Annotated in this window: 24 protein-coding genes; 21 read left to right on the top strand and 3 right to left on the bottom strand. The window is 45.3% G+C overall.

Annotated elements, in window-relative coordinates; translation table 11 throughout:
- The first annotated feature begins 1 nt into the window (after position 1).
- The 11 genes from B9T20_RS06505 to B9T20_RS06455 are packed head-to-tail and all read left to right on the top strand — an operon-like array spanning position 2 to position 9,543.
- Positions 2–742 carry a glycosyltransferase family 2 protein gene (locus tag B9T20_RS06505; protein ID WP_094490319.1) on the top strand — a complete coding sequence of 247 codons (741 nt, stop codon included), beginning with the start codon at positions 2–4 and terminating at the stop codon, positions 740–742.
- Positions 735–1,700, top strand: coding sequence for a hypothetical protein (locus tag B9T20_RS06500; RefSeq protein WP_094490318.1), 966 nt, complete (start codon positions 735–737; stop codon positions 1,698–1,700). The genes B9T20_RS06505 and B9T20_RS06500 overlap by 8 nt, the downstream gene beginning before the upstream one ends.
- Positions 1,675–2,118 carry a thioesterase family protein gene (locus B9T20_RS06495; RefSeq protein ID WP_094490317.1) on the top strand — a complete coding sequence of 148 codons (444 nt, stop codon included), beginning with the start codon at positions 1,675–1,677 and terminating at the stop codon, positions 2,116–2,118. Before B9T20_RS06500 ends, B9T20_RS06495 begins: the two co-directional genes overlap by 26 nt.
- Positions 2,091–2,687: an outer membrane lipoprotein carrier protein LolA gene (locus B9T20_RS06490; protein ID WP_094490316.1), complete on the top strand. Its 597-nt coding sequence runs from the start codon at positions 2,091–2,093 to the stop codon at positions 2,685–2,687. Before B9T20_RS06495 ends, B9T20_RS06490 begins: the two co-directional genes overlap by 28 nt.
- Positions 2,665–4,962, top strand: a complete 2,298-nt coding sequence (locus tag B9T20_RS06485; protein WP_094490315.1) for an MMPL family transporter — start codon at positions 2,665–2,667, stop codon at positions 4,960–4,962. Before B9T20_RS06490 ends, B9T20_RS06485 begins: the two co-directional genes overlap by 23 nt.
- A complete protein-coding gene (locus B9T20_RS06480) occupies positions 4,962–5,525 on the top strand; it encodes a DUF3261 domain-containing protein (protein ID WP_158520529.1) in 564 nt (187 codons plus the stop codon). Before B9T20_RS06485 ends, B9T20_RS06480 begins: the two co-directional genes overlap by 1 nt.
- A gap of 13 nt (positions 5,526–5,538) precedes the next feature.
- Positions 5,539–6,726 carry a beta-ketoacyl-[acyl-carrier-protein] synthase family protein gene (locus tag B9T20_RS06475; protein ID WP_094490313.1) on the top strand — a complete coding sequence of 396 codons (1,188 nt, stop codon included), beginning with the start codon at positions 5,539–5,541 and terminating at the stop codon, positions 6,724–6,726.
- Entirely contained in the window at positions 6,710–7,159 is a 450-nt protein-coding gene (locus tag B9T20_RS06470; RefSeq protein WP_094490312.1) for a hypothetical protein, read from the top strand. Before B9T20_RS06475 ends, B9T20_RS06470 begins: the two co-directional genes overlap by 17 nt.
- Before the next feature lie 23 nt (positions 7,160–7,182).
- Positions 7,183–7,902 (top strand): 3-ketoacyl-ACP reductase FabG2, encoded by a 720-nt coding sequence (locus tag B9T20_RS06465; RefSeq protein ID WP_094490311.1) that lies wholly within the window; start codon positions 7,183–7,185, stop codon positions 7,900–7,902.
- Entirely contained in the window at positions 7,899–9,125 is a 1,227-nt protein-coding gene (locus B9T20_RS06460; RefSeq protein WP_094490310.1) for a beta-ketoacyl-ACP synthase, read from the top strand. The genes B9T20_RS06465 and B9T20_RS06460 overlap by 4 nt, the downstream gene beginning before the upstream one ends.
- 43 nt (positions 9,126–9,168) lie before the next feature.
- Positions 9,169–9,543 carry a hypothetical protein gene (locus tag B9T20_RS06455; protein WP_094490309.1) on the top strand — a complete coding sequence of 125 codons (375 nt, stop codon included), beginning with the start codon at positions 9,169–9,171 and terminating at the stop codon, positions 9,541–9,543.
- Between the two features lie 40 nt (positions 9,544–9,583).
- Here B9T20_RS06455 and prmC read toward each other — a convergent pair whose 3' ends face one another.
- Positions 9,584–10,417, bottom strand: coding sequence for a peptide chain release factor N(5)-glutamine methyltransferase (gene prmC / locus B9T20_RS06450; RefSeq protein ID WP_233491623.1), 834 nt, complete (start codon positions 10,415–10,417; stop codon positions 9,584–9,586).
- Between the two features lie 75 nt (positions 10,418–10,492).
- On the opposite strand from prmC, the gene B9T20_RS06445 reads away from it, so the two are divergent.
- From B9T20_RS06445 to B9T20_RS06420, 6 genes are all read left to right on the top strand, one after another.
- Positions 10,493–11,299: a sulfite exporter TauE/SafE family protein gene (locus tag B9T20_RS06445; RefSeq protein WP_094490307.1), complete on the top strand. Its 807-nt coding sequence runs from the start codon at positions 10,493–10,495 to the stop codon at positions 11,297–11,299.
- Positions 11,300–11,536: 237 nt separating this feature from the next.
- Entirely contained in the window at positions 11,537–11,926 is a 390-nt protein-coding gene (sdhC, locus tag B9T20_RS06440) for a succinate dehydrogenase, cytochrome b556 subunit (protein ID WP_094490306.1), read from the top strand.
- 12 nt (positions 11,927–11,938) lie between these two features.
- Positions 11,939–12,325 (top strand): succinate dehydrogenase, hydrophobic membrane anchor protein, encoded by a 387-nt coding sequence (gene sdhD / locus B9T20_RS06435; protein WP_094490305.1) that lies wholly within the window; start codon positions 11,939–11,941, stop codon positions 12,323–12,325.
- A gap of 48 nt (positions 12,326–12,373) precedes the next feature.
- Complete coding sequence (gene sdhA, locus B9T20_RS06430) at positions 12,374–14,176, top strand: succinate dehydrogenase flavoprotein subunit (protein ID WP_008315868.1); 1,803 nt, start codon at positions 12,374–12,376, stop codon at positions 14,174–14,176.
- A gap of 11 nt (positions 14,177–14,187) precedes the next feature.
- On the top strand, positions 14,188–14,970 hold the full coding sequence (locus B9T20_RS06425; RefSeq protein ID WP_018122539.1) for a succinate dehydrogenase iron-sulfur subunit: 783 nt from the start codon (positions 14,188–14,190) through the stop codon (positions 14,968–14,970).
- Between the two features lie 108 nt (positions 14,971–15,078).
- Positions 15,079–15,930, top strand: a complete 852-nt coding sequence (locus B9T20_RS06420; RefSeq protein ID WP_094490304.1) for a PhzF family phenazine biosynthesis protein — start codon at positions 15,079–15,081, stop codon at positions 15,928–15,930.
- Here B9T20_RS06420 and B9T20_RS06415 read toward each other — a convergent pair whose 3' ends face one another.
- Together B9T20_RS06415 and recG are read right to left on the bottom strand one after the other, a co-directional pair.
- Entirely contained in the window at positions 15,931–16,329 is a 399-nt protein-coding gene (locus B9T20_RS06415) for a phosphatidylinositol kinase (protein ID WP_094490303.1), read from the bottom strand. It lies immediately after the preceding gene.
- A 7-nt stretch (positions 16,330–16,336) separates the two neighbouring features.
- Positions 16,337–18,373, bottom strand: coding sequence for an ATP-dependent DNA helicase RecG (gene recG, locus B9T20_RS06410; RefSeq protein WP_094490302.1), 2,037 nt, complete (start codon positions 18,371–18,373; stop codon positions 16,337–16,339).
- 83 nt (positions 18,374–18,456) lie between these two features.
- Between recG and ispB the strand changes: the two genes are divergently transcribed.
- From ispB to B9T20_RS06390, 4 genes are all read left to right on the top strand, one after another.
- Positions 18,457–19,437 (top strand): octaprenyl diphosphate synthase, encoded by a 981-nt coding sequence (gene ispB, locus B9T20_RS06405; RefSeq protein ID WP_094490301.1) that lies wholly within the window; start codon positions 18,457–18,459, stop codon positions 19,435–19,437.
- 55 nt (positions 19,438–19,492) lie between these two features.
- Positions 19,493–22,285, top strand: a complete 2,793-nt coding sequence (gene glnE, locus B9T20_RS06400) for a bifunctional [glutamate--ammonia ligase]-adenylyl-L-tyrosine phosphorylase/[glutamate--ammonia-ligase] adenylyltransferase (protein ID WP_094490300.1) — start codon at positions 19,493–19,495, stop codon at positions 22,283–22,285.
- 68 nt (positions 22,286–22,353) lie between these two features.
- Entirely contained in the window at positions 22,354–22,629 is a 276-nt protein-coding gene (locus B9T20_RS06395) for a hypothetical protein (protein ID WP_094490299.1), read from the top strand.
- Between the two features lie 80 nt (positions 22,630–22,709).
- Positions 22,710–24,437, top strand: a complete 1,728-nt coding sequence (locus B9T20_RS06390; RefSeq protein ID WP_094490298.1) for a thiamine pyrophosphate-dependent enzyme — start codon at positions 22,710–22,712, stop codon at positions 24,435–24,437.
- Positions 24,438–24,704 lie beyond the last annotated feature (267 nt).

The following is a 24,704-nucleotide window of genomic DNA, read 5'->3' as shown; positions in this document are numbered from 1 at the left end:
CATGAGCACGCATCAATCTTGTTTTGTGATTCCCTGTTATAACCACGCATCCGCATTATTGCCATTGATGCCAGATTTAATCGCATTTAATCTCCCCATCATTGTGGTGAATGATGGTTCAGATGCTGAAAACACAGCGCGCCTCCAAGCCATTGCAGATGAATATGGCATTCATTTACATCATCACACACATAATCAAGGCAAAGGGCAAGCGATGATCACAGGGCTTGAGGTTGCCGATCAATTGGGATTTACCCATGCCATTCAAATTGACAGCGATGGTCAGCATCAATTGTCTGATGTGCCAAAATTTCTCGCCCGTTCCCAAGCAGAGCCTGCTGCTGTGATCTCAGGGCAACCCATCTATGATGATTCCATTCCAAAAGGCCGCTTATATGCCCGTTACATTACTCATTTTTGGGTTTGGGTGGAAACGCTGTCATTTGACATCAAAGATAGCATGTGCGGTTTTCGCATCTATCCTGTGGGCATGACACTGTATGTGATCGAAACCTCACAAATTGGGGTGCACATGGATTTTGACACTGAGATTTTAGTGCGCCTGTATTGGCAACATGTGCCCATGATTTTCATTCAAACGCGCGTGATCTATCCTGAACATGGCATCTCGCACTTTCGCATGTTGAAAGACAATGTTCTGATCTCATGGATGCACACCCGTTTAGTCTTTGGCATGCTCAAACGCTTGCCCTGTTTGATTCGGAGAAAATTCCATGGCTAAGTCCCATGATTGGCACGAACAACCTGAAATGAAAGGTGCACTGCTTGGCATTCGCATTTTATTATGGATTGAGCGCGCCCTTGGGCGCGGCTTTTTCACCGTCATTTTATGGCCGGTGATGATGCTCTATTGGCTCTTTGGCAAAACAGCTCGCCGTGCATCAATCGAATATTTATCAGTGCTTCGTCATTATGCAAACGCCCATCAAATGAATGTGCCAAAGTGCCATTCCCTTGCCCATTTTATGAGTTTTGGACAAGCATTGTTGGATAAATTGCTCTGTTGGTGCGGCAAAATCGAACTCAAAGATGTGGTGCTCAGTCAAGAGAGTCGCGATATTCTCAATCACCGCGAAGGCATGCTCATCATGGGCAGTCATTTAGGCAATATTGAAGTATGCCGTGCGCTGGCAGAAATGCAAACCACTCAAACCATTCATGTATTGATGCAAGTGGAACAAACCGCTGGTTTTAATCAAGTGCTGACGGAGTTAAACCCTCAATCACAAATCAATTTGGTTTCCATCGCTGACATTACGCCAGAAACCATGATCTTTTTAAAATCTGCCTTAGATCGCGGCGATTATGTGGCGATTTTAGCCGATCGTTTACCAGCTGCCCATCATCATCGTGGACATCATGCCCACAATCTTAACTTTTTGGGTAAGGCTGCGGCCTTTCCCACAGGCCCTTTTGTATTGGCCATGTTGCTCAAAGCTCCCACATATTTTATGGTGGGCTTAAAAAAGGGCAAACATTATCACATTCATCTGCATGCCTTACATGTACCCACAGTGACCCGCAGTGAGCGCACACAAGCGATGATCAGCATGATGCAAGAATATGTGGATCATCTAACCCATTACTGTTTGCAAGCGCCATTACAATGGTTTAATTTTTACCCTTTCTGGCAACCCATCGAAGGAGCAACACATGAAGCGTCCACAACCCCTCGTTGAACACTCAGTGCATTATGTGGTGCCATTTTATGATTTAGATCCCCTTGGCATCGTTTGGCATGGCAATTATCTAAAATATTTTGAAAAAGCCCGTGAAGCTTTAATGATCCACTTGAACTATGGCTACCAAACCATGGCCAACAGTGATCACATCTTCCCGATTGTGGAAAGCCATGTAAAGTACATTAAACCACTTGTCCATGAGCAAGCCATCATCATTACCGCCATGTTGATGGAGTATGAAAACCGTCTCAAAATTCATTACCAAATCACAGATCAAAGAGATGGACAAAAGCTCACCGAAGGCTATACAACACAAGTGAGCGTGAATCGTCACAGTCGTGAATTAGAATTTCAATCTCCCCCTGAACTCATTAGAGGTGTGCAACAATGTTTAAATCTCTCTCAATCATCCTAATTGCACTCACATCTTTATGCATGCAAGCTTTGGCAATGCCCACATTGCCCACGGCATTTCCTGTTTTATCTGCAGATTTTAAGCAAGTGCGCACCATTGAAGGTTTACCACAACCGATCATTTCAAGCGGTCAAATGATCATCGCTGAAAAGCACGGACTCTATTGGCAGCAACAAACCCCTTTTATGCTGAGCATTCTCTTTACACCCAAACAGATGGTGCAGCAAATTGAGCATGGCAAAAAAGAGGTCATCACCGCAAAAAACAATCCCATGCTCTTTCAATTCAATCAGCTTCTTTCGGCACTCTTTACTATGGATCCAAGGGTGATTGAGCAATATTTCACCGTCACAGAACGCACTGAAAAAAAGGGGCTGCAAACATTTGTATTGACACCAAAAACGGCGCCATTTAACCAAATTTTTCGATCCATCACCTTGGTGCATGATCAATTCATTCGTGAAGTGGCGCTCAAAGATCAACAAAATGATGTCACACACCTCTATTTTACGCATCACAAAACTGCCGATGCCTTAAGTGATTTTGATGCGAAATATTTTAACCCCTAAATCCATTCAAACCTTTGCTAAACTCTGGGCAGTCATCGTTTGCATGACGCTGATACTATTGTCATGGCTCATTGCTAACAGCCGCATCAACAGTAATCTTTTTGATTTATTACCAAAAGAGAGCACCGCGCAATACAATCCCGCCCTCGTTGACGGTTATCTCAACACCCTTGATCGACAATTGGTGTGGATGATTGCTGCCCCCACGCCAGAAATGGGCGAGGCGGCTGCCACTCAATTTGTGGATGATTTAAGCAACATTGAGCACATCACGCACATTCAAGCGCAAAAATCACCCGAAGATTTACATGCTTGGCACGATGCCATTCAACGCGCTCCGATGCTGATGCCACAAACTCTTTTTGAGAAAATGGCGAATCACAGTTACTTACCGTGGATTTTGTCACAACTGTATTCACCCTTTTCTGGCGTCTCAATCGCAGAGATCAAACATGATCCGCTGTTGCTCACCCGTGCGTTTGTCCTCAATCAAATGCAGCAGCACCAACAATTTTCCATCACCAATGGTTGGATCACGATTGCGACACCTGATCAAACCTGGTTTCTCATTCGCGCAGAAGTGGCAGATGATGCCAGCGGCATGTTGCAACGACAACCCATTGCAAATGCCATCACTGAGGCCAAAACACGCGTGTTACAAAATTTTAAAGCGACCACAATTTTACAAAGCGGCGCGCTCTTTTATGGTAATCATGCAGCGAAATTGGCTGAACATGACATCACAACCATTGGATTGGCCTCTTTGATCGGCATCATCGTAGTCTTTTATCTATTTTTCCGCTCATGGCGCGCCATTGGCTTAACGCTCTTCACTTTAATGCTTGGCAGTATGTTTGGCTTAACGATGGTGCTCCTCATTGACCGTGAAATTCACCTCATCACCTTAGTGATGAGCACGAGTATCATTGGCGTTGCCATCGATTACACACTGTTGTTTCTCACCTTTAGAAGTTTACTGCCCAACACATCTGGGCTGAACACCATCCGCGCCATTTTTTCACCATTGATGGGTGCTTTGATCAGCACTGTGCTCGCCTATGTGGTGCTCCTGTTTGCACCATTTGCAGGATTAGCGCAACTGGCCATGTTTACGATTACAGGATTACTCGCTGTCTTTATCACCATTGTGGCTTGGTTTCCATTAACGCGCCCATTGCCATCCCGTACAGCGCCGCGTTTATTGAGCACCATCACCGCTTATACAAACGCTTGGCAAACGCAATCACGCCTTCGCATTGGCGTTCCGCTCTTTTTACTGATCATAGCGGGCACAGGCATTTGGCAGCTTAAAATCAATGATGACATCGGTGCTCTTCAAGCATTGCCACAAGATTTAGTCACCGAACAACATGCCATTGGGCAGTTGCTCAAACAAAACATGGATCAACGCGTAGTGATGCTGACAGCCCAATCACCCGATGCATTGATCCATGCTTTAGAAGCCTTCACACCCACATTTGACAACTGGGTACAACGTGACTGGATCGAAGGCTATCAACAGCTGCCATTTGCATCGAATGCCGAACAAAATGCACGTCTAACCTTACTCAAAGAGACGTTACCGCAATTGACGGCACAATATACAAGTCTTGGCATTGAAGTGGATGACATCTCACTGCCTGATCAGCCCATGAACCTATCGGAATGGCAACAAACACCCTTGAGTGAAGGATGGAATTTACTCATTCAAACCTTCCCCAGTGGCGACAGTGCGGTCATTGTGCCCCTTATTAATATGAAAGATGCCACAGCAATTGAAGCAGCCATTGCGCAACACGATAATCTTCATTGGGTGGATCGTAAGGGCGATTTATCCACACTTTTTGGCCAATATCGCCATACCATGCAGTGGCTACTTGGTACCGCTTGGATGATTGTGATGATTGCATTAGTGTGCTTAAAAGGCATAAAAAATGGCATGATCAGTAGCATTGTTTTATTGCTTGCCATCGCGCTGCCCCTTGGCATTTTTGGTTGGTTTGGCATCACACTCAATCTTTTTGGTGTGATGGCATTGATCCTCGTCCTTGGCATCAGCATTGATTATGTGCTGTTTTTCAGTAGCAAAAATCCTGCACCTATCTTATTGATCACTTTAATATTGGCGGCCCTCATTTCTGAGCTTACCTTTGGTTTATTGGCATTGAGCCAAACCAATGCCATCTCGAGTTTTGGACTGATTTTATTGCTCGGCATTGCCACCGCTTTGCTGCTTGCCCCTTTAGCACGTGCGCGTGCCCCTTCGGAGTTATGATGATGAAATGGCTATACACAGGCTTATTGGTGATGATGCTCAGCGCTTGCGCCAACAAACCGCAACTTGCACCCACAGAATTTCACTTAACACAACGGTTGATCGGTCAGCTGCCTGCACCAAAGTTACACGCGCCATTGAGCACTCAAGAACTCATCACCACATCTGTTCGTGGACATGAACTCTCCTTTATGGCGATGATGACGATCAAGGACAATACCTTAACCCTCATGGCGTTAACACCTGTGGGCATTCGTGTGTTTAAAACCGTTTATGATGGACACGCCATCACAACCGAACAATATCTCCCCAACATTCCTTTGCCAAATATGCCTGAAATTTTAGCCAACATCATGTTGGCCCATTATGATGCCAAAGCATGGCAAGGACATTTACCAAGCACCATTCGCATTCAGGATGAGGGTTTAACGCGCACATTGGTTAATGAGGATCAAAAAACCATTTTGACCATCCAATATGCACAAAAAGGGCATCAAAAAGTGCCCATACAAATTCACAATGAGGTGCTAAACTACACCTTAACGCTTAAAAACATTCAATGATGGGAGCAACTGCATGATTTACATCAACGCCCTTGGCCTCGTCAATGGTCTTGGCATGAATAATGCAAGCATTGTTCAGGCTTTAAAAGAGAATCAATCCGGCTTGGTGCAAGATGCATCGATGCTGCTTGATCACTCACCCACATACCTTGGAAAAATTACCGGTGCTTTACCCACCATTGCCCCTCCGTTAATGCAGCATAACTCACGCAACAATCAATTGACATTGGCTGCATTCATGCAGATTGAAAAAGAAGTGGCGGCGCTATTGGCAAACTATCCTACTGATCGCATTGGCATCATCATGGGCACAAGCACCTCCGGCATTGCTGAAGGAGAGCGTGCCCTTGCCCATCATTTAGCCACCGGCGAGCACGATCCTCACTTTAATTATCAACAACAAATGTTTTCGGATCCAAGTGACTTTTTAGCTGCTTATCTTGGGATTACAGGACCTTGTTATACCGTATCCACGGCATGTTCCTCCAGTGCAAAAGCCATCAGCAGTGGTGCTGCCCTCATTGAGGCCGGCATCATTGATGCCGCCATTGTCGGTGGCACAGACTCTTTGTGTCAATTGTCCATCAATGGCTTTCATGCATTAGGTGCCTTATCCATGACGCCTTGCATGCCTTTGAGTCAACATCGTAGCGGCATCAGCATCGGAGAAGCTTCAGGTTTAATGATTCTTTCAAAAAAAGAAGCGCCCCTTGCGTTGCTCGGTTACGGTCATTCCTCAGATGCGCATCACATCTCAGCGCCTCATCCTGAAGGCAAAGGTGCACAGTCCGCTATGATGCGAGCATTGGCACATGCTAATTTATCGCCATCAGAAATTGGTTACATTAATTTGCATGGCACCGGCACCGCCCTCAATGACTCCGCAGAAGCAAAGGCAGTGCATGCCATTTTTCATGATCAAGTGCCATGCAGCTCCACAAAAGCACTGACAGGACACACATTAGGTGCCGCAGGCATCACAGAGCTTGGTTTATCAGCACTGATTTTGCAACATGATCTCCCGCTGCCCATTCAATCTTTTTCGCCTGACAATCCGTTTGATGAGAGATTGATGCCCATCCATGTCATCACCGAGCACTACATGATCACATCTCCCATCATTCTTTCAAATTCCTTTGCCTTTGGTGGCAACAATACAAGTTTAATCATTGGAAAATCATCTCATGTATCAGTCCATTGAACACTATTTACCACATAAAGCTCCCATGATTTTATTGGATCAAGTGGTCGATTGCGCCGATGACTTCACTCGTTGTGAAGTCACTGTCACAGACGATGGCGTCCTTGCCCCATTTTTAACCGTCGATGGCTTACCTGCCTGGTTTTTTGTGGAAATCATGGCGCAAACAGTGGGCGTTTGGAATGGTTTGCGTCTTGAAAAAGTGGCACGATCCCCAGCGATTGCCTTACTATTGGGCATTCGTAACTTTGTCACTGATGTTGATTACGCTGCCCGCAATGATCATTTGATTGTGCGTTCGGACATGGTGCTCTTTGATGAAGTCCTCAGTAATTTTAAATGTGAGCTTTCCCTCAATGGTGCAATTGTGGCATCTGCCAATATTGTGGCCTATGAAGCAAGCACACAACAATTAACACAATTTTCTAATTAAAATCAATAATTAAGCGAGTCTCTATGCGTAAAGTATTAGTGACGGGGGCAAGCGGTGGTTTAGGCCGCGCGATTGCCGAACGTCTTGCACACGATGGTTATCACATTGTGCTTCATTATTTCAGTCGTCAAGCTGCGGCACAAGCATGCCTTGATCGCATCACCGCACAAGGCGGCAGCGGTGAATTATTACAGTTTGACATCAGTGATCAAACGGGCACTCGCGCCATTTTAGAGCGCTATATTAAAGAACATGGGGCTTTTTATGGCATCATCAACAATGCTGGCATCATTCGTGATGGCGCATTTCCTGCCTTGTCTAATGATGATTGGAACAGCGTCATTCACACAAATTTAGACAGCTTTTTTAATGTCATTCATCCTTGCATCATGCCCATGATCCGCTTACGCAAAGGCGGACGCATCATTACGTTATCGTCTGTTTCTGGCATCATAGGCAACCGTGGACAAGTCAACTATAGCGCAGCTAAAGCCGGCGTCATCGGTGCCACAAAAGCCCTAGCAGTCGAATTGGCCAGCCGAAAAATCACCGTCAATTGTATAGCGCCTGGCATCATTGACACAGACATGACCGCAGAATTTACAGAAGAGGCATTAAAATTGGTGCCCATGCAACGCTTTGGCAAACCTGAAGAGATTGCCAGTTTAGCCGCCTACTTAATGAGTGATGATGCTGCGTATTTAACGCGACAAGTGATCTCTGTCAATGGAGGCATGCTATGAGACGAGTTGTGGTGACAGGTATGGGCGGCATCAGTGCCCTTGGGCAATCTTGGGCAGAGATCAATCAAGGCTTACAGCGCTATGAAAACACCACCCGCTACATGCCACAATGGGAGATGTTCCAAGGTTTACATGCAAAAATTGCCGCCCCCATCACAAATTTCACGCAACCTGAACATTATCCGCGCAAAAAGATTCGCAGCATGAGCCGTGTTTCACTGTTAGCCACCGCCGCGACAGAACACGCACTGGCAATGGCAGGCTTATTGGATGATCCCATTTTAACAAGTGGTGAATGTGGCATTGCATATGGCTCATCAACCGGTGGCACCGCCGCTGTGGCGGAGCTTGGCAAGCTCATTACAGAGCACTCCGTCTATAACATCAATGCAACAACCTATGTCAAAATGATGCCACACACCGCTGCTGTGAATGTTGGCCTATTTTTTGGATTACGTGGCCGCGTGATCCCCACCTCTTCGGCCTGCACATCCGGCAGTCAGGCCATTGGTTATGCATATGAAGCCATCGCTATGGGTCAACAAACCATCATGGTGGCTGGTGGCGCTGAAGAACTCTGCCCTTCTGAAGTGGCGGTGTTTGATGTTTTATATGCCACAAGCACACATAATGACATACCACAATTGACGCCTAAACCCTTTGATGCAATGCGCGATGGCCTCGTGATTGGTGAAGGCGCTGGCACACTGATTTTAGAAGAGTATGAACATGCCAAAGCCCGTGGTGCCACCATTTATGCAGAAGTTGTGGGCTTTGCCACCAATTGTGATGCCTCACATGTCACTGAACCGAACAAAGAGACCATGGAAATCTGTATTGCCAAAGCCTTAAATCATGCCGCCATTACAGCTGCTGACATCGGTTATATCTCTGCGCATGGCACAGCAACCACAAAAGGCGACATTGCAGAAACCCAAGCCACGTTCAATGTGCATCAATCGAGTACGCCCATTTCTTCCTTCAAAAGCTACGTTGGGCACACATTGGGTGCTTGTGGTGCATTAGAAGCTTGGGTGGCCATTGAGATGATGAATCAAGAGTGGTTTCATCCGACCTTAAACCTCTCAACGCCGGACCCATTGTGCGGTGACTTAGATTACATTCAAGGTGAAGGCCGCACGATTGCCACAGAGTTTGTACAGAGCAATAATTTTGCCTTTGGTGGCATCAATACTTCCCTTGTTTTTAAAAGAACTTTATAATTAGCTTGGATTATCAATCAACTAGATCATACAAGGATCATTTATGAAAAAAATTCTCACCCTCATTGCCACACTTTTTTTCATTACAGCATGTACAACGACAAATCGCGTATCTGATTACAATCGTCACAGCGAAGTGGCATCAACATATACGCCTGCCCAAATCCGTGATGCCATCATCACAACAGGTAAAGCACGTAAATGGCAAATTCAAACAGTGACCAAAGATGCCATCATTGCTAAACAAGACATCGGTAAAGGTCGTTATGCAGTGACAGAAGTCCGCTATGGCCGCGGCCACTATGACTTTAAATTGTTAAAAAGTGCCGGCTTAAAACAGAAAGGTCAATCTGTGCATCGCCGTTACAGCCATTGGATTCACTTATGGAATGATGACATTCAAGCAAAATTGAATTAATGAATGCAAAAAGCAGCCCATTGGCTGCTTTTTTTATCGCCTACCCCTTTTGCCCAAGAGTAATGCGATCATTGCCACTTAAATCTTTTAATGTCACCACATTGTGGTAACCGGCGGCCACCATTTTTTCACGTAAGCGCGCCCCTTGTTCAAAGCCATGCTCCATCATCAAATAACCTTGTGATGTTAAGCGCGGCAAAGCGGCAATCATCAGATGATCTAAATCCGCATAGCCTTCATCCTCTGCCACCAACGCTGAGCGCGGTTCAAATTTGACGCCATCGCCCTCTAAATGGGCATCAATGCCATCAATATAAGGTGGATTTGAAACAATCACATCAAAGGGCTCATTCGGTACTTGATCAAACCAATTGCTGTGGATAAATGTCACATCTAAATTTAGATGTTGACCATTGTCAATGGCCACCGCTAACGCCTCTTCTGATTGATCTACAGCCCATACAGTGGCGTTTGGGCGATGTTTTTTAAGGGTCAACGCAATCGCCCCGCTGCCTGTGCCCATGTCAATCACGCGGCAATTTTGATCAATTGGCATTTTCGATAACGCCGTTTCCACCAACAGTTCTGTGTCTCCACGGGGAATTAATGTTGCCGGCGTCACTTTAAGCGTTAAATCATAAAACTCTTTTTCACCAGTTAAATACGCAAAAGGCACACCTTTTGCCCGCGCATGAATCAATGTTAAAAAAGCTGTGACTTCTTCTTCACAAGCCATTTTTTCCGGAAAAGCAATGATGCGACTACGATTGCATTTTAAAACAAAAGCAAGCAGAGATTGCGCCTCAAATTTCGGATGATCTAAATGCGCCAAAGCCGCCTCAGCAGCGGTGATCAGGTCTTGATAACTCTTCACAATGGTGGACCCATACAAAAGTCTTACCTTAGCATTTTTCCATGCTATGATCCATGACGAGGAGGAGTTTTCAGCATGGGGATATTTTTAATTTTTATGTGCATTGGCGCATTTGTGGGCGTCATTGCGGGTTTATTGGGTGTGGGTGGCGGTTCAATCATCGTGCCCATCATGAGTTATTTTGCAGAACAACAACAGATGGATCCATCCATCATCATGAAAATCGCCCTTGGCACATCGTTTGCCATCATCATTGTATCATCAGCCGCTTCGGCTTGGTCACACAATAAACGCGGTTCAATCTTATGGGACAAAGTGCCCTATTTAGGGCTCGGTGCCGCCATCGGTGTTGTGCTGGGCAGTTTAGTGGTCAGCCGCTTATCAAACACATTTTTACAAATCGTTTTTTGCTTTTTCTTGGTTTACACCATCTATTCGATGCTCGCACCTAAAAAGAAAACCGATGACAATCGCCCTGCCCCTAATCATTCCATGATTTTATTTTTAGGCTTAGGTTTATTGATCGGTTTTTTAGCGAGCTTCATTGGCATTGCAGGCGGTGCAATTGCTGTACCACTGCTCACTTATTTAGGTTATGAGATGCGCCGCGCGATCGCAACCTCTTCAACTTTAGGCGTAATATTGGCCTTTTTTGGCGCAGTGAGCTACATTTATACCGGCTGGGATCATCCACATTTACCAGAATATTCCTTAGGCTTTGTCTATTTACCCGCCTTTTTTGGAATCGCAATTGTGAGTTTACTCACAGCATCGATCGGTGTGAAATTGAGCTATAAATTGCCGGTGCCCCGCATTCGTCAAATTTTCGCGATATTTTTAGCCTTGATTCTCGTGAGAATGCTCAGCGCATTTCTGTTTTAATGCCGATGGTTATCACGCTCACTGATCATTGAAAATGTAATCAAAATGTAATCCATATTTTCCGCCGTTTGCCCAATCGGTCAAGATTCAGCGAAGCAGATCAGAATGCAGTTGAGGAAAAGTGGGAAGTTCATTAAAATGATCTGTGTTTTTGTTTGTTACACCGCGCTTTCGGGCGTAGAATAAGCAATTTGTTTTCATAATATTTTTACCACCAAAGTCTTACCAAGGAGTCGTATGGAAAAGCATCAACGGCCTTTATCACCTTTCATGCTAGGTTCAGGCTACAAATTTCAACAAACCTCAGTCATGAGTTTCTTGCATCGCTTAACAGGTATCGCTTCTTTAGTTGTAGTACTTGTGATTTGTGCATGGATCATTGCCATTCCGTTTAATTTAAAATTGGCAGTTGGCATTCAATCTCTATTGACACATTATGCATTCTTCCCGCTTTTAGCCATCGGTGTTGCTTCTACGGTTTACCATTTCTGTAATGGTATTCGTCACCTTTTTTGGGATGCTGGCATCGGCATCAGCAATGAAGAGGCTCAAAAATCAGGTCGTTGGGTCATCATCGCAAGCGTTATCGTAACCGTTGCGATTCTTGGCGTAGGCATTTGTGCATAATAGGAGACAATCATGAATTATCGTACACCGCTTGGCCGCGTTAAAGGTTTAGGCTCAGCTCACTCTGGCTCAAAAGAGTGGTTATTACAGAAAGTTTCCTCTGTCATTTTAGCAGTGTTATTTGTGTGGTTTGCCTTCTCTATGGCATTTCTACTCAAATCTGACATCCGTGATGTGATCATCTGGATCTCAAAACCCCTTCACACAACATTGCTCTTAACGTTTATTTCTGTGAGCATCTATCATGCTGCCCACGGTATTCAGACCATCATTGAAGACTATGTCCATCAAACGACAAAACGCGTCTTTTATATTTATCTTGTCAAAACCCTCTTAACCCTCGTTTGGTTAGTGTTGGTGATCGCTGTATTGAAAGTGGCATTGAACATTTTCATCTAAATTGCGTTCAAGAAGATAACAAATATCGTTAATAGTTAGAGGAATCACATGAATTTGAAAAAATATAAAGACTATAACATCACCGAACATGTATATGATGTTGTAGTAGTGGGCGCAGGCGGTGCAGGTTTGCGTGCGACATTGGGTATGGCGGAAAAAGGCTTTAAAACAGCATGTGTGACAAAAGTATTCCCAACGCGCTCTCACACAGTTGCCGCACAAGGCGGTGTATCTGCAGCTTTAGGTAACATGGGTGAAGATGATTGGCGCTGGCACATGTATGACACTGTTAAAGGTTCTGACTGGTTAGGTGACCAAGATGCCATCGAATACATGTGTCGTGAAGCCATCCCATCGATCCTAGAATTAGAACACTATGGTTTGCCATTCTCTCGCACGAAAGAAGGTAAAATCTATCAGCGTCCTTTCGGCGGTATGACAACTCATTACGGTGAAGCACAAGCTCAACGTACATGTGCCGCAGCTGACCGTACAGGTCACGCGATGTTGCACACTTTATATCAACAATCTTTGAAACATCACGCTGAATTCTACATCGAATACTTTGCCCTCGACTTGATCATGGAAAATGATGAATGTCGCGGTGTGATCGCTTGGAACTTAGCCGATGGTACCATCCACGTATTCCGTGCCCAAATGGTGGTATTGGCCACAGGTGGTTATGGTCGCGCTTACTTCTCTGCAACTTCTGCTCATACGTGTACAGGTGATGGCGGTGGTATGGCAGCGCGTGCAGGTGTGCCTTTACAGGATATGGAATTTGTTCAATTCCACCCAACAGGCATCTACGGCGCAGGCTGCTTAATCACTGAAGGTGTACGCGGTGAAGGTGGTTACTTAACCAACTCAAACGGCGAACGCTTCATGGAGCGCTATGCACCGAACGCAAAAGATCTTGCCTCTCGTGACGTTGTCTCCCGCTCAATCTTATTAGAAATCCGCGAAGGCCGCGGCGTTGGTCCTAAAAAAGATCACGTGTATTTGAACTTAATGCACTTAGGTCCTGAAGTGATCAACGAGCGCTTACCAAGCATCGCAGAAAGCGCGAAAATCTTTGCAAACGTTGATGTGACCAAAGAACCCATCCCAATCATCCCAACGGTTCACTACAACATGGGTGGTATTCCAACAAACTATCATGCTGAAGTTGTGACATTAAAAGATGGCAACCCAGATCACGTGGTGCCAGGCTTGATGGCGATCGGTGAAGCGGCGTGTGTGTCCGTGCATGGTGCGAACCGTTTAGGTTCTAACTCCTTGCTTGACTTAGTGGTCTTTGGCCGTGCAGCTGCAAACCGCGCAGCGGAAATCTTAAAGCCAAATGCGACACAAAAAGATTTGCCTGAAGATAAAATCATTGCCATTTTAGATCGCTTTGACAGCATCCGTCATGCCAATGGTTCCATTCCAACGGCGCAATTGCGTGATAAAATGCAGCGCGCAATGCAAGCGGACGTTTCTGTATTCCGTATGGAAGAGACATTGAAAGATGGTGTGACTGCCATCACTGAAGCATTCAATGACTTCAAAGAGATCAAAGTGCATGACCGCAGCTTAATTTGGAACTCTGACTTAGTGGAAACTTTAGAGTTATCCAACCTTTTAGCCAATGCGATGACCACTGTGGCTTCTGCTTACAATCGTAAAGAATCTCGCGGTGCACATGCTCGTGAAGACTTCCCGAATCGTAACGATGAAGAGTGGATGAAGCATACTTTAGCGTGGTTAGATGATGCAACTGGCGAGATCAAAATCGATTATCGTCCTGTGCACACTTACACTCTTACGGATGATATCGAGTATATCCCACCTAAAGAAAGAACATACTAAAGGAATCGGTTATGGCTGAGTTTAAATTACCTGCAAATTCTATTGTCAAAGAAAACGGACAATATTTTAAAGCAGAAGGCGCGAAAAATAAGCGCGTCTTTAAAATCTATCGTTGGAACCCTGATACAGGTGAAAATCCACGTTTTGATAAATATGAAGTCAATATGGATGAATGTGGGCCAATGGTGCTCGATGCGTTATTGAAAATCAAAAACGAAATCGATCCAACATTGACATTGCGCCGTTCATGCCGTGAAGGCGTTTGTGGTTCATGTGCGATGAACATTGATGGCACCAATACACTTGCATGTACAAAAGCCATTGAATCCATTGGCACAGATGAAGTGCGCATCGCGCCTTTGCCGCACATGCCTGTGGTGAAAGACTTAGTGCCAGATTTAACGCACTTCTATGCACAGCACGCATCCATTCAACCTTGGTTACAAGCGGATACGCCAAATCCTCCACGTGAGCGTTTGCAATCCATTGAAGAGCGCCGCAAACTCGATGGTTCATACGAATGTATCTTGTGTGCAAGCTGTTCAACCTCTTGCCCAAGCTACTGGTGGAACTCTGACAAATACTTAGGTCCTGCAGTATTGTTACAAGCGTATCGCTTCATTATGGATTCTCGTGATGAATACAAAGGTGAACGTTTAGCGGAATTAGAAGATCCGTTCAAATTGTACCGTTGTCACACCATCATGAACTGTACAAAAACGTGTCCTAAGGGCTTAAACCCTGCAAAAGCGATTGCGGAAATCAAAAAATTAATCGTGGCACGCCATAATTAATCAAATGATTGTATGCATCAAAAGGCAGCTTTGCTGCCTTTTTTTGTGCGCCATGCAAAAATGTGGTAAATCTACTAGAACCCTTCATTTTTGCCATAAGGAGTGCACATGAAGACACTCACCTATTTTTGGATCAATGTCTTTACCACAGAACAAGACAAAGGCAATCCTTTGCCCGTATTTGTGCTTGATGACCCCTTAAATCCATCGTCGATGCAAAAAATCGCCGCAATGATGAACCAATCAGAAACCATCTTCATTGAACATGTGGACTCAACTGAACCTGAGCTCTCCATTTTTACGCCCATGCAAGCCCTACCTTTTGCAGGACACCCCATCATTGGTGCCCTGAAAATTTTAGAGAAATTGCAACCGAATCCCACCTTTGACCATGTAAAAACAGCCTCAGGCAATGTACCCGTTGAGATTGATCGCCACAAACACATTTATTGGATCAAAGCGCCCCTTGCGCCCACCATGCGCCCAAGCACGCTCACCACAACGGCAGCAACAGCACAAATGTTGGGATTAACAGAACAGAACATTCTCTCCCTGCCCGTTTGGGTCAATACCGGCAGCGAGCAGTTGTTGGTTGAATTAGCTTCACCAGAAGCGGTGGATGCCATAATGATCAATCCCGCATTATTTGCTGAACACGCCACGCTCTATGAAGGACGCACCATGATTTATGCTTGGTGTAGCACTAACAATGATGTGTATGCGCGCTACTTCTACCTGAAAAATGGCGTGATCGGGGAAGACAGCGGCACAGGATCAGCGGCTGCCAATTTAGGCGGTTTACAACTGCTCAAAGGCACACAGTCGCAACCCATGCGCATTCGTCAAGGTTACAAAATGGGGCGTGAAAATATCTTATATCTAAAAGTTGTCGAAGATGATATTTGGATCGGCGGGCAAAACACCTTTATGGGACAAGGTGAATTGCTCTGGGCTGAGTGATCAGCGTAGATCCACTGCCCGACCATCATTTAAAAACATCGTGCCTTTGCCCACTTTGTTGTGGCGCATCTGGCCGATGAAAAATGAACCATCGCTCAAGGTGAGTTTGCCGCGGCCATGAAATTCACCATGTCTGTGTTCACCTTCATAAACTGCACCATCATTGGTCACGGTTTGACCAAAGCCATGAGCTTTGCCTTGCTTAATGGCGCCTGTATAAGTGCCTTCAGTCGTTTTTAACGTGCCATAACCTTCTGGCACGCCATTGACGAGATCGCCGACATACGTTGTGCCATCTGGCAAGGTGATTGCACCCAAATCACTGTCAACCTTTGCCTCATGTGTTGTGGCGCATCCCGTCAAAAGGAACAAAGCGCCCATCATTGCCAATGCTTTCATATTATCCTTATACACTGATAAATTGTGTGCGATGGCTGAGCCAACGCTGAATCAAACCATTGACGATCATATCATTGCCAATGAGCTTAGGCACCATCTGCTGCGCACGATCAATGATGTCACGATGCGCCAATAGATTGGCCACTTTAAACGTCACCTCGCCTGTTTGCTTAGTGCCGATGATCTCGCCTGTGCCACGAATTTCTAAATCTTTTTCTGCAATCACAAAACCATCTTCAGTGTTCTGTAAGATTTGTAAACGCTCTTGCGCCACCGCTGATAAAGGCGGCTCATACATCAATAAACAATAGGATGCTTGGCTGCCGCGCCCAACGCGCCCACGCAATTGATGGAGCTGAAAGAGCCCTAGCCGCTCTGCATTTTCGATCACCATGATGGTGGCATTTGGCACATCCACGCCCACTTCAATCACTGTAGTGGCCACTAAAACATCGAGCTCATGGCGCTTAAAGGCCAACATGATGGCCTCTTTCTCTTTAGGCTTCATCTTGCCATGCAGCAAACCAATGCGCACATTTGGCATCATCATGGCCAACGTTTGGTGCGTCTCTTCCGCCGCTTGTGCCGATAATGTTTCATTGGCCTCAATCAATGTGCACACCCAATATGCTTGCACGCCTTTTGCGCATTGTAGGGCTAAACGCGCAATCAGCTGATCACGCTTTTGATGGTTCACAAGCGTTGTGGTGATCGCAATGCGATTGGCAGGCTTCTCATCAATGATCGAATGCTTTAAATCCGCATACGCAATCATGGCCAATGTGCGCGGAATGGGCGTTGCCGTCATCATCAAAAAATGCGGTTGATGATGTGGATTTTTCTCTTGCAAGGCAAGGCGCTGCGCCACGCCAAAGCGATGCTGCTCATCGACAATCACAAGGGCAAGCGATGCATATTCAACGCTCTCTTGAAATGTTGCATGCGTGCCCACAATGATTTGCACCTCGCCCGTCGCGATTGCTTCAGAGCGGATGCGTTTTTCTTTGGCCGTCAAACCGCCGGATAAGAAAGTCACGCGAATGCCCAAAGGTGACAACAGCTTATCAATGGTTAAATAGTGCTGCTCTGCCAGTAATTCTGTCGGGGCAATCATAATCGCTTGCTGCTTCATCATCGCCACATGTAAAAGTGCCACAGTCGCCACGATGGTTTTCCCGGCACCCACATCACCTTGTACAAGGCGCATCATCGGATTGTGTTGCATCATGTCTTCTTTGATCTCCGCAATCACGCGGTGCTGCGCATTCGTCAATTGATACGGCAAGCTTTGCAGCAACGCTTTTTCCGCAGATAAATTCAGCGCAATGGCAATGGCACTTTTATGCGTCTCAGAAACACGTGCACGCCCAAGCGCCAATTGATAGGCAAGCACCTCTTCTAACGCCAAAGCCTTTTGCCAAGGATGCGCACCATCAGACAATTGCTGCAAATCGGCATCCGGCGGCGGATTGTGCAGATAATGAATCGCCTCTGACAATGAATATTGCTTGGAGATAAAACTTGGGAATGATTCTGGCGTTGTCAATGCCAATGCGGATGTGATCATGCTGCGCATCTGTTTTTGATTGATGCCGGCCGTCAATGGATAAATGGGCGTTAAACGTTCTTCCACAGGGATTGATTCATGCAATGCCCGAAACTCAGGATGAACCATTTCTAAATAAGGATAACCCTTTTTCACCTCGCCAAATGCACGAATCAGCAAGTTTTCATCCAATATTTTAAATAAACCATGATTAAAATTAAAAAACTTAAACTGCATGATGCCGGTATCATCTTTCACCCAAACCGTCAGATACTTTTTGCGCCCTTGTGACACCTCTTTTTTCACCACACTCACTTCCACAACGGCGGTATCACCAACATGCAAAGCCGCAATCGGCAATAGGCGCGTGCGGTTTTGATAACGATGCGGCAGATGAAAAATCATGTCCTGAATCGTATAAATGTGGAGCTTCTCTAAGGTCTTCGCCATCTTCGGCCCAACACCGGGAAGCTTTGTCACAGATTGCTGAAGAATCACAAATTATCTCTTATATGAATACTTTTTATGGAACAGGCCTTATAATACCTTAATTCATAGTAAAAAGAGAAACAGGGGCGAGAATGTCTATCAAAAATATTCAAGCGTTGATTGCCGACGATTTTAACCAAGTCAATGAAGCCATTATGACGGCGTTATCCTCGGATGTGGCCTTAATCAACGAACTTGGCGCATATATCATTTTATCTGGCGGTAAGCGCTTACGCCCGATGATTACCGTGTTGTGTGCCAAAGCTGCACAATACACCGGCGATAAACACATTTCAGCGGCCGCGCTGATTGAGTTCATCCATACGGCAACTTTATTGCATGATGATGTGGTGGATCACTCAGACATGCGCCGCGGCAAAGAGACTGCCAATGCCATTTGGGGCAATGAAGCCAGCGTTTTGGTGGGCGATTTCTTATACACGCGTGCCTTCCAAATGATGGTGAATTTAGATTCCATGCGTGTGATGCGCATTTTAGCCGAAGCCACCAACCGCATTGCAGAAGGTGAAGTGTTGCAGCTTTTAAACATCAAAGAGCCCAATATCACAGAAGCCAATTACTTTAATGTGATCTATTCAAAAACCGCCAAACTCTTTGAGGCAGCCGCAGAAATCGCAGGCGTGATGGCTTATGAAACCTCAGGTCAACCAGAATCCCAAGTGGCCGCGTTTCGTGAATATGGCAAATATGTTGGCACCGCATTCCAGCTCATCGATGACATTTTAGATTACACCTCAACTGCCGAAGAGATGGGTAAAAACACAGGCGATGACTTAGCAGAAGGCAAACCCACGCTGCCGCTCATTCGTGCCATTGAAGTAGGCACACAAGAGGAAGCAGAATTGGTACGCAATGCCCTGCTCAATGCCGATGTGAGTCAATTGTCTGCCATTTTACAGATCATTGAGCGCACACAATCGCTCGCTTACACATATCAAAAAGCGTGCGAGCAAGTGGACATGGCCATTGCGGCCATTGCACCGATTGCCGATTCACCTTATAAAGAGGCATTGATCGGCCTTGCAAAATACGCCATTGAACGTAAATTCTAAACGCAATGAAGCCCTTCCATGAAGGGCTTTGCTTTATTCATTGAGACCTCTGCCCATGTTAAATTATTGGTTACAGTTTGAAGAACGCCATCCACAGCTCTATCACACCGTGGCGACGCACCCTGCCTTTTTAGCCCTCAATCGTTTGCTTGAGTCCTCACCTTGGGCCAGTCGCTTGATCCTCAATCGCCCTGAGCGCTATTTGACTGATTTTTTAAACCAACAATGGGATGCGCCCCTTGATTTCTCCTCTTTAACCATTACGGCAAACTCAGAGGCAGAAGCTTTGCCACAGCTTCGCACCCTACGCAATCAATTGCTACTGAAAATGGCTTATCGCGACATCAATCAAATCAATGATGTGCTCACCATTAATCGTGACATTACGCAGATTGCCGATTTCTTTTGCCAGCAAGCCCTCAATTTGGCCTACCAATTCACCACCAAAAACAGCGAGGCGCCAAAAGATTCACAAGGACAACCCATCTTGCCTTATATCATCGGCATGGGAAAAATGGGTGGCTTTGAACTCAACTTCTCCTCGGACATTGACCTCATTTTTGGTTATGCCGGTGATGATGCCCATTTTTTCCATAAAGTGGCACGCCGCTTTATTCATTTACTGCACACCACTACAGAAGATGGCTTTGTCTATCGCGTGGATTTGCGCCTTCGTCCCTTTGGCAGCAGCGGACCGATTGCCCTTTCCACCCAAGCGATGGTGAGCTATTATTTTCAATATGGTCGCGATTGGGAACGCTACGCCCTCATTAAAGCGCGCGTTGTCGCGGGTAACATTGCAGAAGGTGAACACTTTTTAAAAGAGATTCATCCCTTCATTTACCGTAAAACCATTGATTATGAATTGGTGGATGCCCTTAAAAACATCAAAGACATGATCCAAAAAGAGGTGATTTTGAAAGACAATCACCACAACATTAAACTTGGCGATGGCGGCATTCGTGAAATTGAATTCATCGCCCAAGTCTTTCAGCTCATTCATGGCGGTAAACAAACACAACTACAAACCACAGAGATCATGCAAGCATTTGATGTGATCAGCACGCGCTATCTCTCCCCTGAAACGGTGAGTGCGCTTAAGAATGCTTACATCTTCTATCGCCTCATCGAAAATCGCTTACAGATGGTGCACGATGAACAAACGCACACTTTGCCAAGCACGCCTGCTGAACAAGCGCGCCTCATTCATGGGCTCAACATTGCTTCATGGGAGAATTTCACCAAAACTTTGATGTATCACCAAAGCATAGTGCATGAAGAGTTTGAAAACATCTTTGGCGCCGTCACGGTGCAAGAGAGTGACAATAACTTCACCTCATTATTAAAATTACTACGCGAGCCGCAAGAGGCAATTGATTTTAAAAAATGGTTTGATCTACAAAATTCCCGCGAGAGCGAGCAAAAATCTTATTTATTGTGGGCGTTTCAAAAAGAGACCTTTTTAAAAGCAGATTTAGAGACACAAAAGTCCATTACATTTATTTTACTCCACGCATTTCATTATCTTGAAACAAAGCAGCAACATGGCGCGCACACGCTGAATCTATTTTTGGACATTTTAGCAAGCATCGCCCGTGAGCCACGCTTCATCGAATGGCTGCATGAGTACAATTCAGCCTTAATTCATGTATTAGATCTGTGTTGCCACAGCACCTTTTTAAGTCGTTACCTTGCCCGTTTTCCAAAACTCTTTGATGAGCTCATGGTGAGTATGGAGGATGCAAAACCCTTTAATCACCGTAAACTCAGCAAAGCCCTCAATACCGCCCTTGAGCAGCCTAAAACCACAGAAGAGCAACGCCTGAACCTGCTGCGTGATTTCTTGCATAAAACCGTGCTAAAAATCGCCATGGCGGACTTTTCCGGCAAAATGCCACTCATGATCGTCAGTGATTATCTCTCTGAACTTGCCGATACGCTCCTCAATAAGATTTTGCGTTTAGCATGGAGCGAACTCAGCCAAAAACATGGGCAGCCCACTTCCCTTCGTCATAAAAATGGTCGCCCTGATTTCATCATTGTGGCTTATGGGAAATTAGGTGGCTTAGAGCTCGGTTATCAATCAGATTTAGACATCATCTTTTTGCACGATGCCGTAGAAGATCAAATGACCGATGGCGCGCATCCCATTTTTAACAGTGACTTTTTCGTGAAATTGGCACAAAAGATCATTCATTATTTGACGGCACAAACAGCATCTGGGCGCTTATATGAAGTGGATATGCGCCTTCGTCCTTGTGGCGATTCTGGGTTACTTGTGTCAAGTTTTGAGCGCTTTAAAAACTATCAAGCCAATGATGCATGGATTTGGGAACATCAAGCCCTCATTCGTGCGCGCCCCATCACAGGCAGCCAAACATTAAGCAATGCCTTTAACCAATTTCGCAAAGAGATTTTAACGCGCCAACGCTCAATCCCGCATTTAAAGCAAGAGATCATCAAAATGCGTCAAAAGCTTGATAAACAGTTTGCCGCTAAACAATCTGACCTTGCCCGTAACTTAAAATATGGCAAAGGCGGCATGATCGACATTGAATTTTTGGTGCAATATTTGGTGCTCTCTCACGCATATCATGAACCTTTATTGGTGCGTTTTACCGATAATATTCGTCAACTCGCTGCCCTTGAAGCCCTTGGGCGCTTGAGTTCATGGGAAGCAATGGTACTGCGTGATACATATCGATCCATCCGAAAAATTCAGCATTATGCCCGTTTATCGGATCAAGAAACCTTGCAAAAACCACCGGAATTGGTAGAGTCAATGCAACTTGTGAAAGAAATACACGATAAAGTATTTGGTCAAACAAGCCACAAAAAGATTAATTAATCATTAATTAATGTTTAGAAAGTGTTAGAATGGTGAAAAAGATACATTATAAATAGGAGATAAAACTCATGGAAAATAATATTGTTGACATTGTTGTAACCATCTTGAACCCTGCTTATTTGGTCATTGCTGCGGCATTGGCATGGATCTTACGCAACATTGGTGGATCGGTGTATGTGATTGTGCCGGTCATTATGATGGTGCTTGCCATCGTGGTGGATGCCATTTTCGAATTGCCGAACTTTTCACCGTATCCATTTCAAATCATCGGCATTGGCGTTGTTGCATTGATCATTACCTCGATTGTGCTCTATCTTGTGAAAAAGATGAACGCATCAAAATAAATTGAGTTTCATCCATAGCGGCCGTTCAGACCGCTATTTTTTTATAACAAATATAATTGAATAACAAGTTAGGAGTGACCATGTCTAAAAAGAAAGTGGCCCGCATTGTGGTGGAAGCTTTAGAAAATTTTGGCGTCAAACGTTGTTATGGCGTTGTCGGCGATACGCTCAATCAAGTGACGGATGCGATGCGTCATCACACAGACATCGAATGGGTGCACATGCGCCATGAAGAGGCTGGCGCTTTTGCAGCCGGTGCTGAAGCGTATATGAGTGATACATTAACAGCGTGCGCAGGTTCATGTGGCCCGGGTTCTTTACACTTCATCAATGGCTTGTTTGAAAGCCATAGAAATGGTTCGCCCGTTGTGTTGATTGCCAGTCAATTGCCCACCAATGTCCTACAAACCAATTTTCCACAAGAAGTGGATTACATGCCGATTTATCGCACCTGTTCTGTCTTTTGTGAACAGGTCAATGATGCAGCATCTGCTAAACGCATCGTCATGAGCGCTTGCCAAGCGGCGTTAACACAGCGCGGCGTTGCGGTGGTGATTTTGCCGTCAGACATCAGTGCCATGGAAGTGGAAGATGCGCCGGTTCTCCAAACCTATCAACCGAAAAAGCCCGTGATTCATCCACAAGAGAGCGAATTGATGGCCATGGCAGAGATCCTCAACAGCGGTAAACGCGTAGGCATTTATGCAGGGGCTGGCTGTGAAGGCGCCCATGATGAAATCATCGCCCTCTGTGAAAAGCTCAAAGCACCGATGGCACACACATCACGCGCGAAAGATTTTGTGGAATGGGACAATCCTTATAATGTTGGCATGACGGGCATGCTCGGTGTGGAATCCGGCTATCGCATGATGGAACATTGTGACACATTGCTCATTTTAGGCGCAGACTTTGCTTGGTCACAATTTTACCCGAAGGATGCAAAAATCATTCAAGTGGACATTAACCCACAGCAACTTGGCTTACGTCATCCGATTACGATGGGCGTGATTGGCAATACGATTGATACGGTTCGCGCCCTATTGCCGCATCTGAATACAAAAGTAAACACGGAGTTTTTAGACACTTATACGGAGATGCACAAAAAATGCACCGCTGAGCTCAATAAAAAAGCCGTGGCTGGCAGTGAAGATCTCATTCATCCGCAATATCTCGTGGAGCTTCTGAGCAAATATGCCACAGATGATTGCCTCATTGCCGGCGATTGTGGCTCTGCGATGGCTTGGATTTTACGCCATTTCCACACCAATGGTCAGCGCCGCACCATGCTGTCTATGAAGCATGGCACCATGGCGAACGCAATGCCACAAGCCATTGGCTTACAAAAAGCATTCCCGAATCGTCAAGTGATCTCCTTATCTGGTGATGGTGGTTTAACCATGTTGATGGGCGATTTGCTCACCATTGTGCAAGAAAAACTTCCCATCAAAATCGCCATTTTAAACAATGGTGCCCTTGATTTTGTGGAACTTGAGATGAAAGCCGAAGGCATCGTCAATAGCTATACGGATCTACACAATCCTGACTTTGCAAAACTCGCCGATGCTGTGGGCATGCAAGGCTATAGCGTCAAAGGTTCTCATGAGCTTGAAGATGCTGTCAAAGCCTTCCTTGAGCACGATGGTCCTGCCATCTTAGATGTACACACCAGTCGTTTAGAACTGCTCTGGCCACCACACACAGAACCAGAAAACTACACCAATATGGCGCTGTATGGCGCGAAAGCCATTTTAGGTGGGCAAGGCAAAGATTTTGTGAATATGCTCAAAGATAATTTCTTGAAAAAATAGTCAAGCTTCAATCTTTCATGGAATGAAAACAGTGCCCGATGACCTCGGGCATTGTGTTATCCGCAATCTATCCACATAGCCTGTGGATAATTATGTGCATATCTTGTGGAGAGGCACTCAAACGCCGCCTATCATCAGTGAGTCAAGCGAACGCCTAAAGATTAAACACAAATAATTTATCCAATAAAATCAATGGATTAACTTAAAGTTAAGTGATTGATTTAATCGTTATCCTCACCTAAAAACCATCAAACAGATGCTGTTGAT

The sequence above is a fragment of the Wohlfahrtiimonas sp. G9077 genome (assembly GCF_002252155.1).
Classification (GTDB): Bacteria; Pseudomonadota; Gammaproteobacteria; order Cardiobacteriales; family Wohlfahrtiimonadaceae; genus Wohlfahrtiimonas.
Note: the sequence above shows the minus strand (reverse complement) of the source record. Positions and strands in the feature narration are given on the sequence as shown.

Excerpts from the sequence above, each read along its gene's own strand:
- B9T20_RS06505 (WP_094490319.1), top strand. The coding sequence starts at position 2 with ATGAGCACGCATCAATCTTGTTTTGTGATTCCCTGTTATAACCACGCA.
- B9T20_RS06500 (WP_094490318.1), top strand. The coding sequence starts at position 735 with ATGGCTAAGTCCCATGATTGGCACGAACAACCTGAAATGAAAGGTGCA.
- B9T20_RS06495 (WP_094490317.1), top strand. The coding sequence starts at position 1,675 with ATGAAGCGTCCACAACCCCTCGTTGAACACTCAGTGCATTATGTGGTG.
- B9T20_RS06490 (WP_094490316.1), top strand. The coding sequence starts at position 2,091 with ATGTTTAAATCTCTCTCAATCATCCTAATTGCACTCACATCTTTATGC.
- B9T20_RS06485 (WP_094490315.1), top strand. The coding sequence starts at position 2,665 with ATGCGAAATATTTTAACCCCTAAATCCATTCAAACCTTTGCTAAACTC.
- B9T20_RS06480 (WP_158520529.1), top strand. The coding sequence starts at position 4,962 with ATGATGAAATGGCTATACACAGGCTTATTGGTGATGATGCTCAGCGCT.
- B9T20_RS06475 (WP_094490313.1), top strand. The coding sequence starts at position 5,539 with ATGATTTACATCAACGCCCTTGGCCTCGTCAATGGTCTTGGCATGAAT.
- B9T20_RS06470 (WP_094490312.1), top strand. The coding sequence starts at position 6,710 with ATGTATCAGTCCATTGAACACTATTTACCACATAAAGCTCCCATGATT.
- B9T20_RS06465 (WP_094490311.1), top strand. The coding sequence starts at position 7,183 with ATGCGTAAAGTATTAGTGACGGGGGCAAGCGGTGGTTTAGGCCGCGCG.
- B9T20_RS06460 (WP_094490310.1), top strand. The coding sequence starts at position 7,899 with ATGAGACGAGTTGTGGTGACAGGTATGGGCGGCATCAGTGCCCTTGGG.
- B9T20_RS06455 (WP_094490309.1), top strand. The coding sequence starts at position 9,169 with ATGAAAAAAATTCTCACCCTCATTGCCACACTTTTTTTCATTACAGCA.
- B9T20_RS06445 (WP_094490307.1), top strand. The coding sequence starts at position 10,493 with ATGGGGATATTTTTAATTTTTATGTGCATTGGCGCATTTGTGGGCGTC.
- sdhC (WP_094490306.1), top strand. The coding sequence starts at position 11,537 with ATGGAAAAGCATCAACGGCCTTTATCACCTTTCATGCTAGGTTCAGGC.
- sdhD (WP_094490305.1), top strand. The coding sequence starts at position 11,939 with ATGAATTATCGTACACCGCTTGGCCGCGTTAAAGGTTTAGGCTCAGCT.
- sdhA (WP_008315868.1), top strand. The coding sequence starts at position 12,374 with ATGAATTTGAAAAAATATAAAGACTATAACATCACCGAACATGTATAT.
- B9T20_RS06425 (WP_018122539.1), top strand. The coding sequence starts at position 14,188 with ATGGCTGAGTTTAAATTACCTGCAAATTCTATTGTCAAAGAAAACGGA.
- B9T20_RS06420 (WP_094490304.1), top strand. The coding sequence starts at position 15,079 with ATGAAGACACTCACCTATTTTTGGATCAATGTCTTTACCACAGAACAA.
- B9T20_RS06415 (WP_094490303.1), bottom strand. The coding sequence starts at position 16,329 with ATGAAAGCATTGGCAATGATGGGCGCTTTGTTCCTTTTGACGGGATGC.
- ispB (WP_094490301.1), top strand. The coding sequence starts at position 18,457 with ATGTCTATCAAAAATATTCAAGCGTTGATTGCCGACGATTTTAACCAA.
- glnE (WP_094490300.1), top strand. The coding sequence starts at position 19,493 with ATGTTAAATTATTGGTTACAGTTTGAAGAACGCCATCCACAGCTCTAT.
- B9T20_RS06395 (WP_094490299.1), top strand. The coding sequence starts at position 22,354 with ATGGAAAATAATATTGTTGACATTGTTGTAACCATCTTGAACCCTGCT.
- B9T20_RS06390 (WP_094490298.1), top strand. The coding sequence starts at position 22,710 with ATGTCTAAAAAGAAAGTGGCCCGCATTGTGGTGGAAGCTTTAGAAAAT.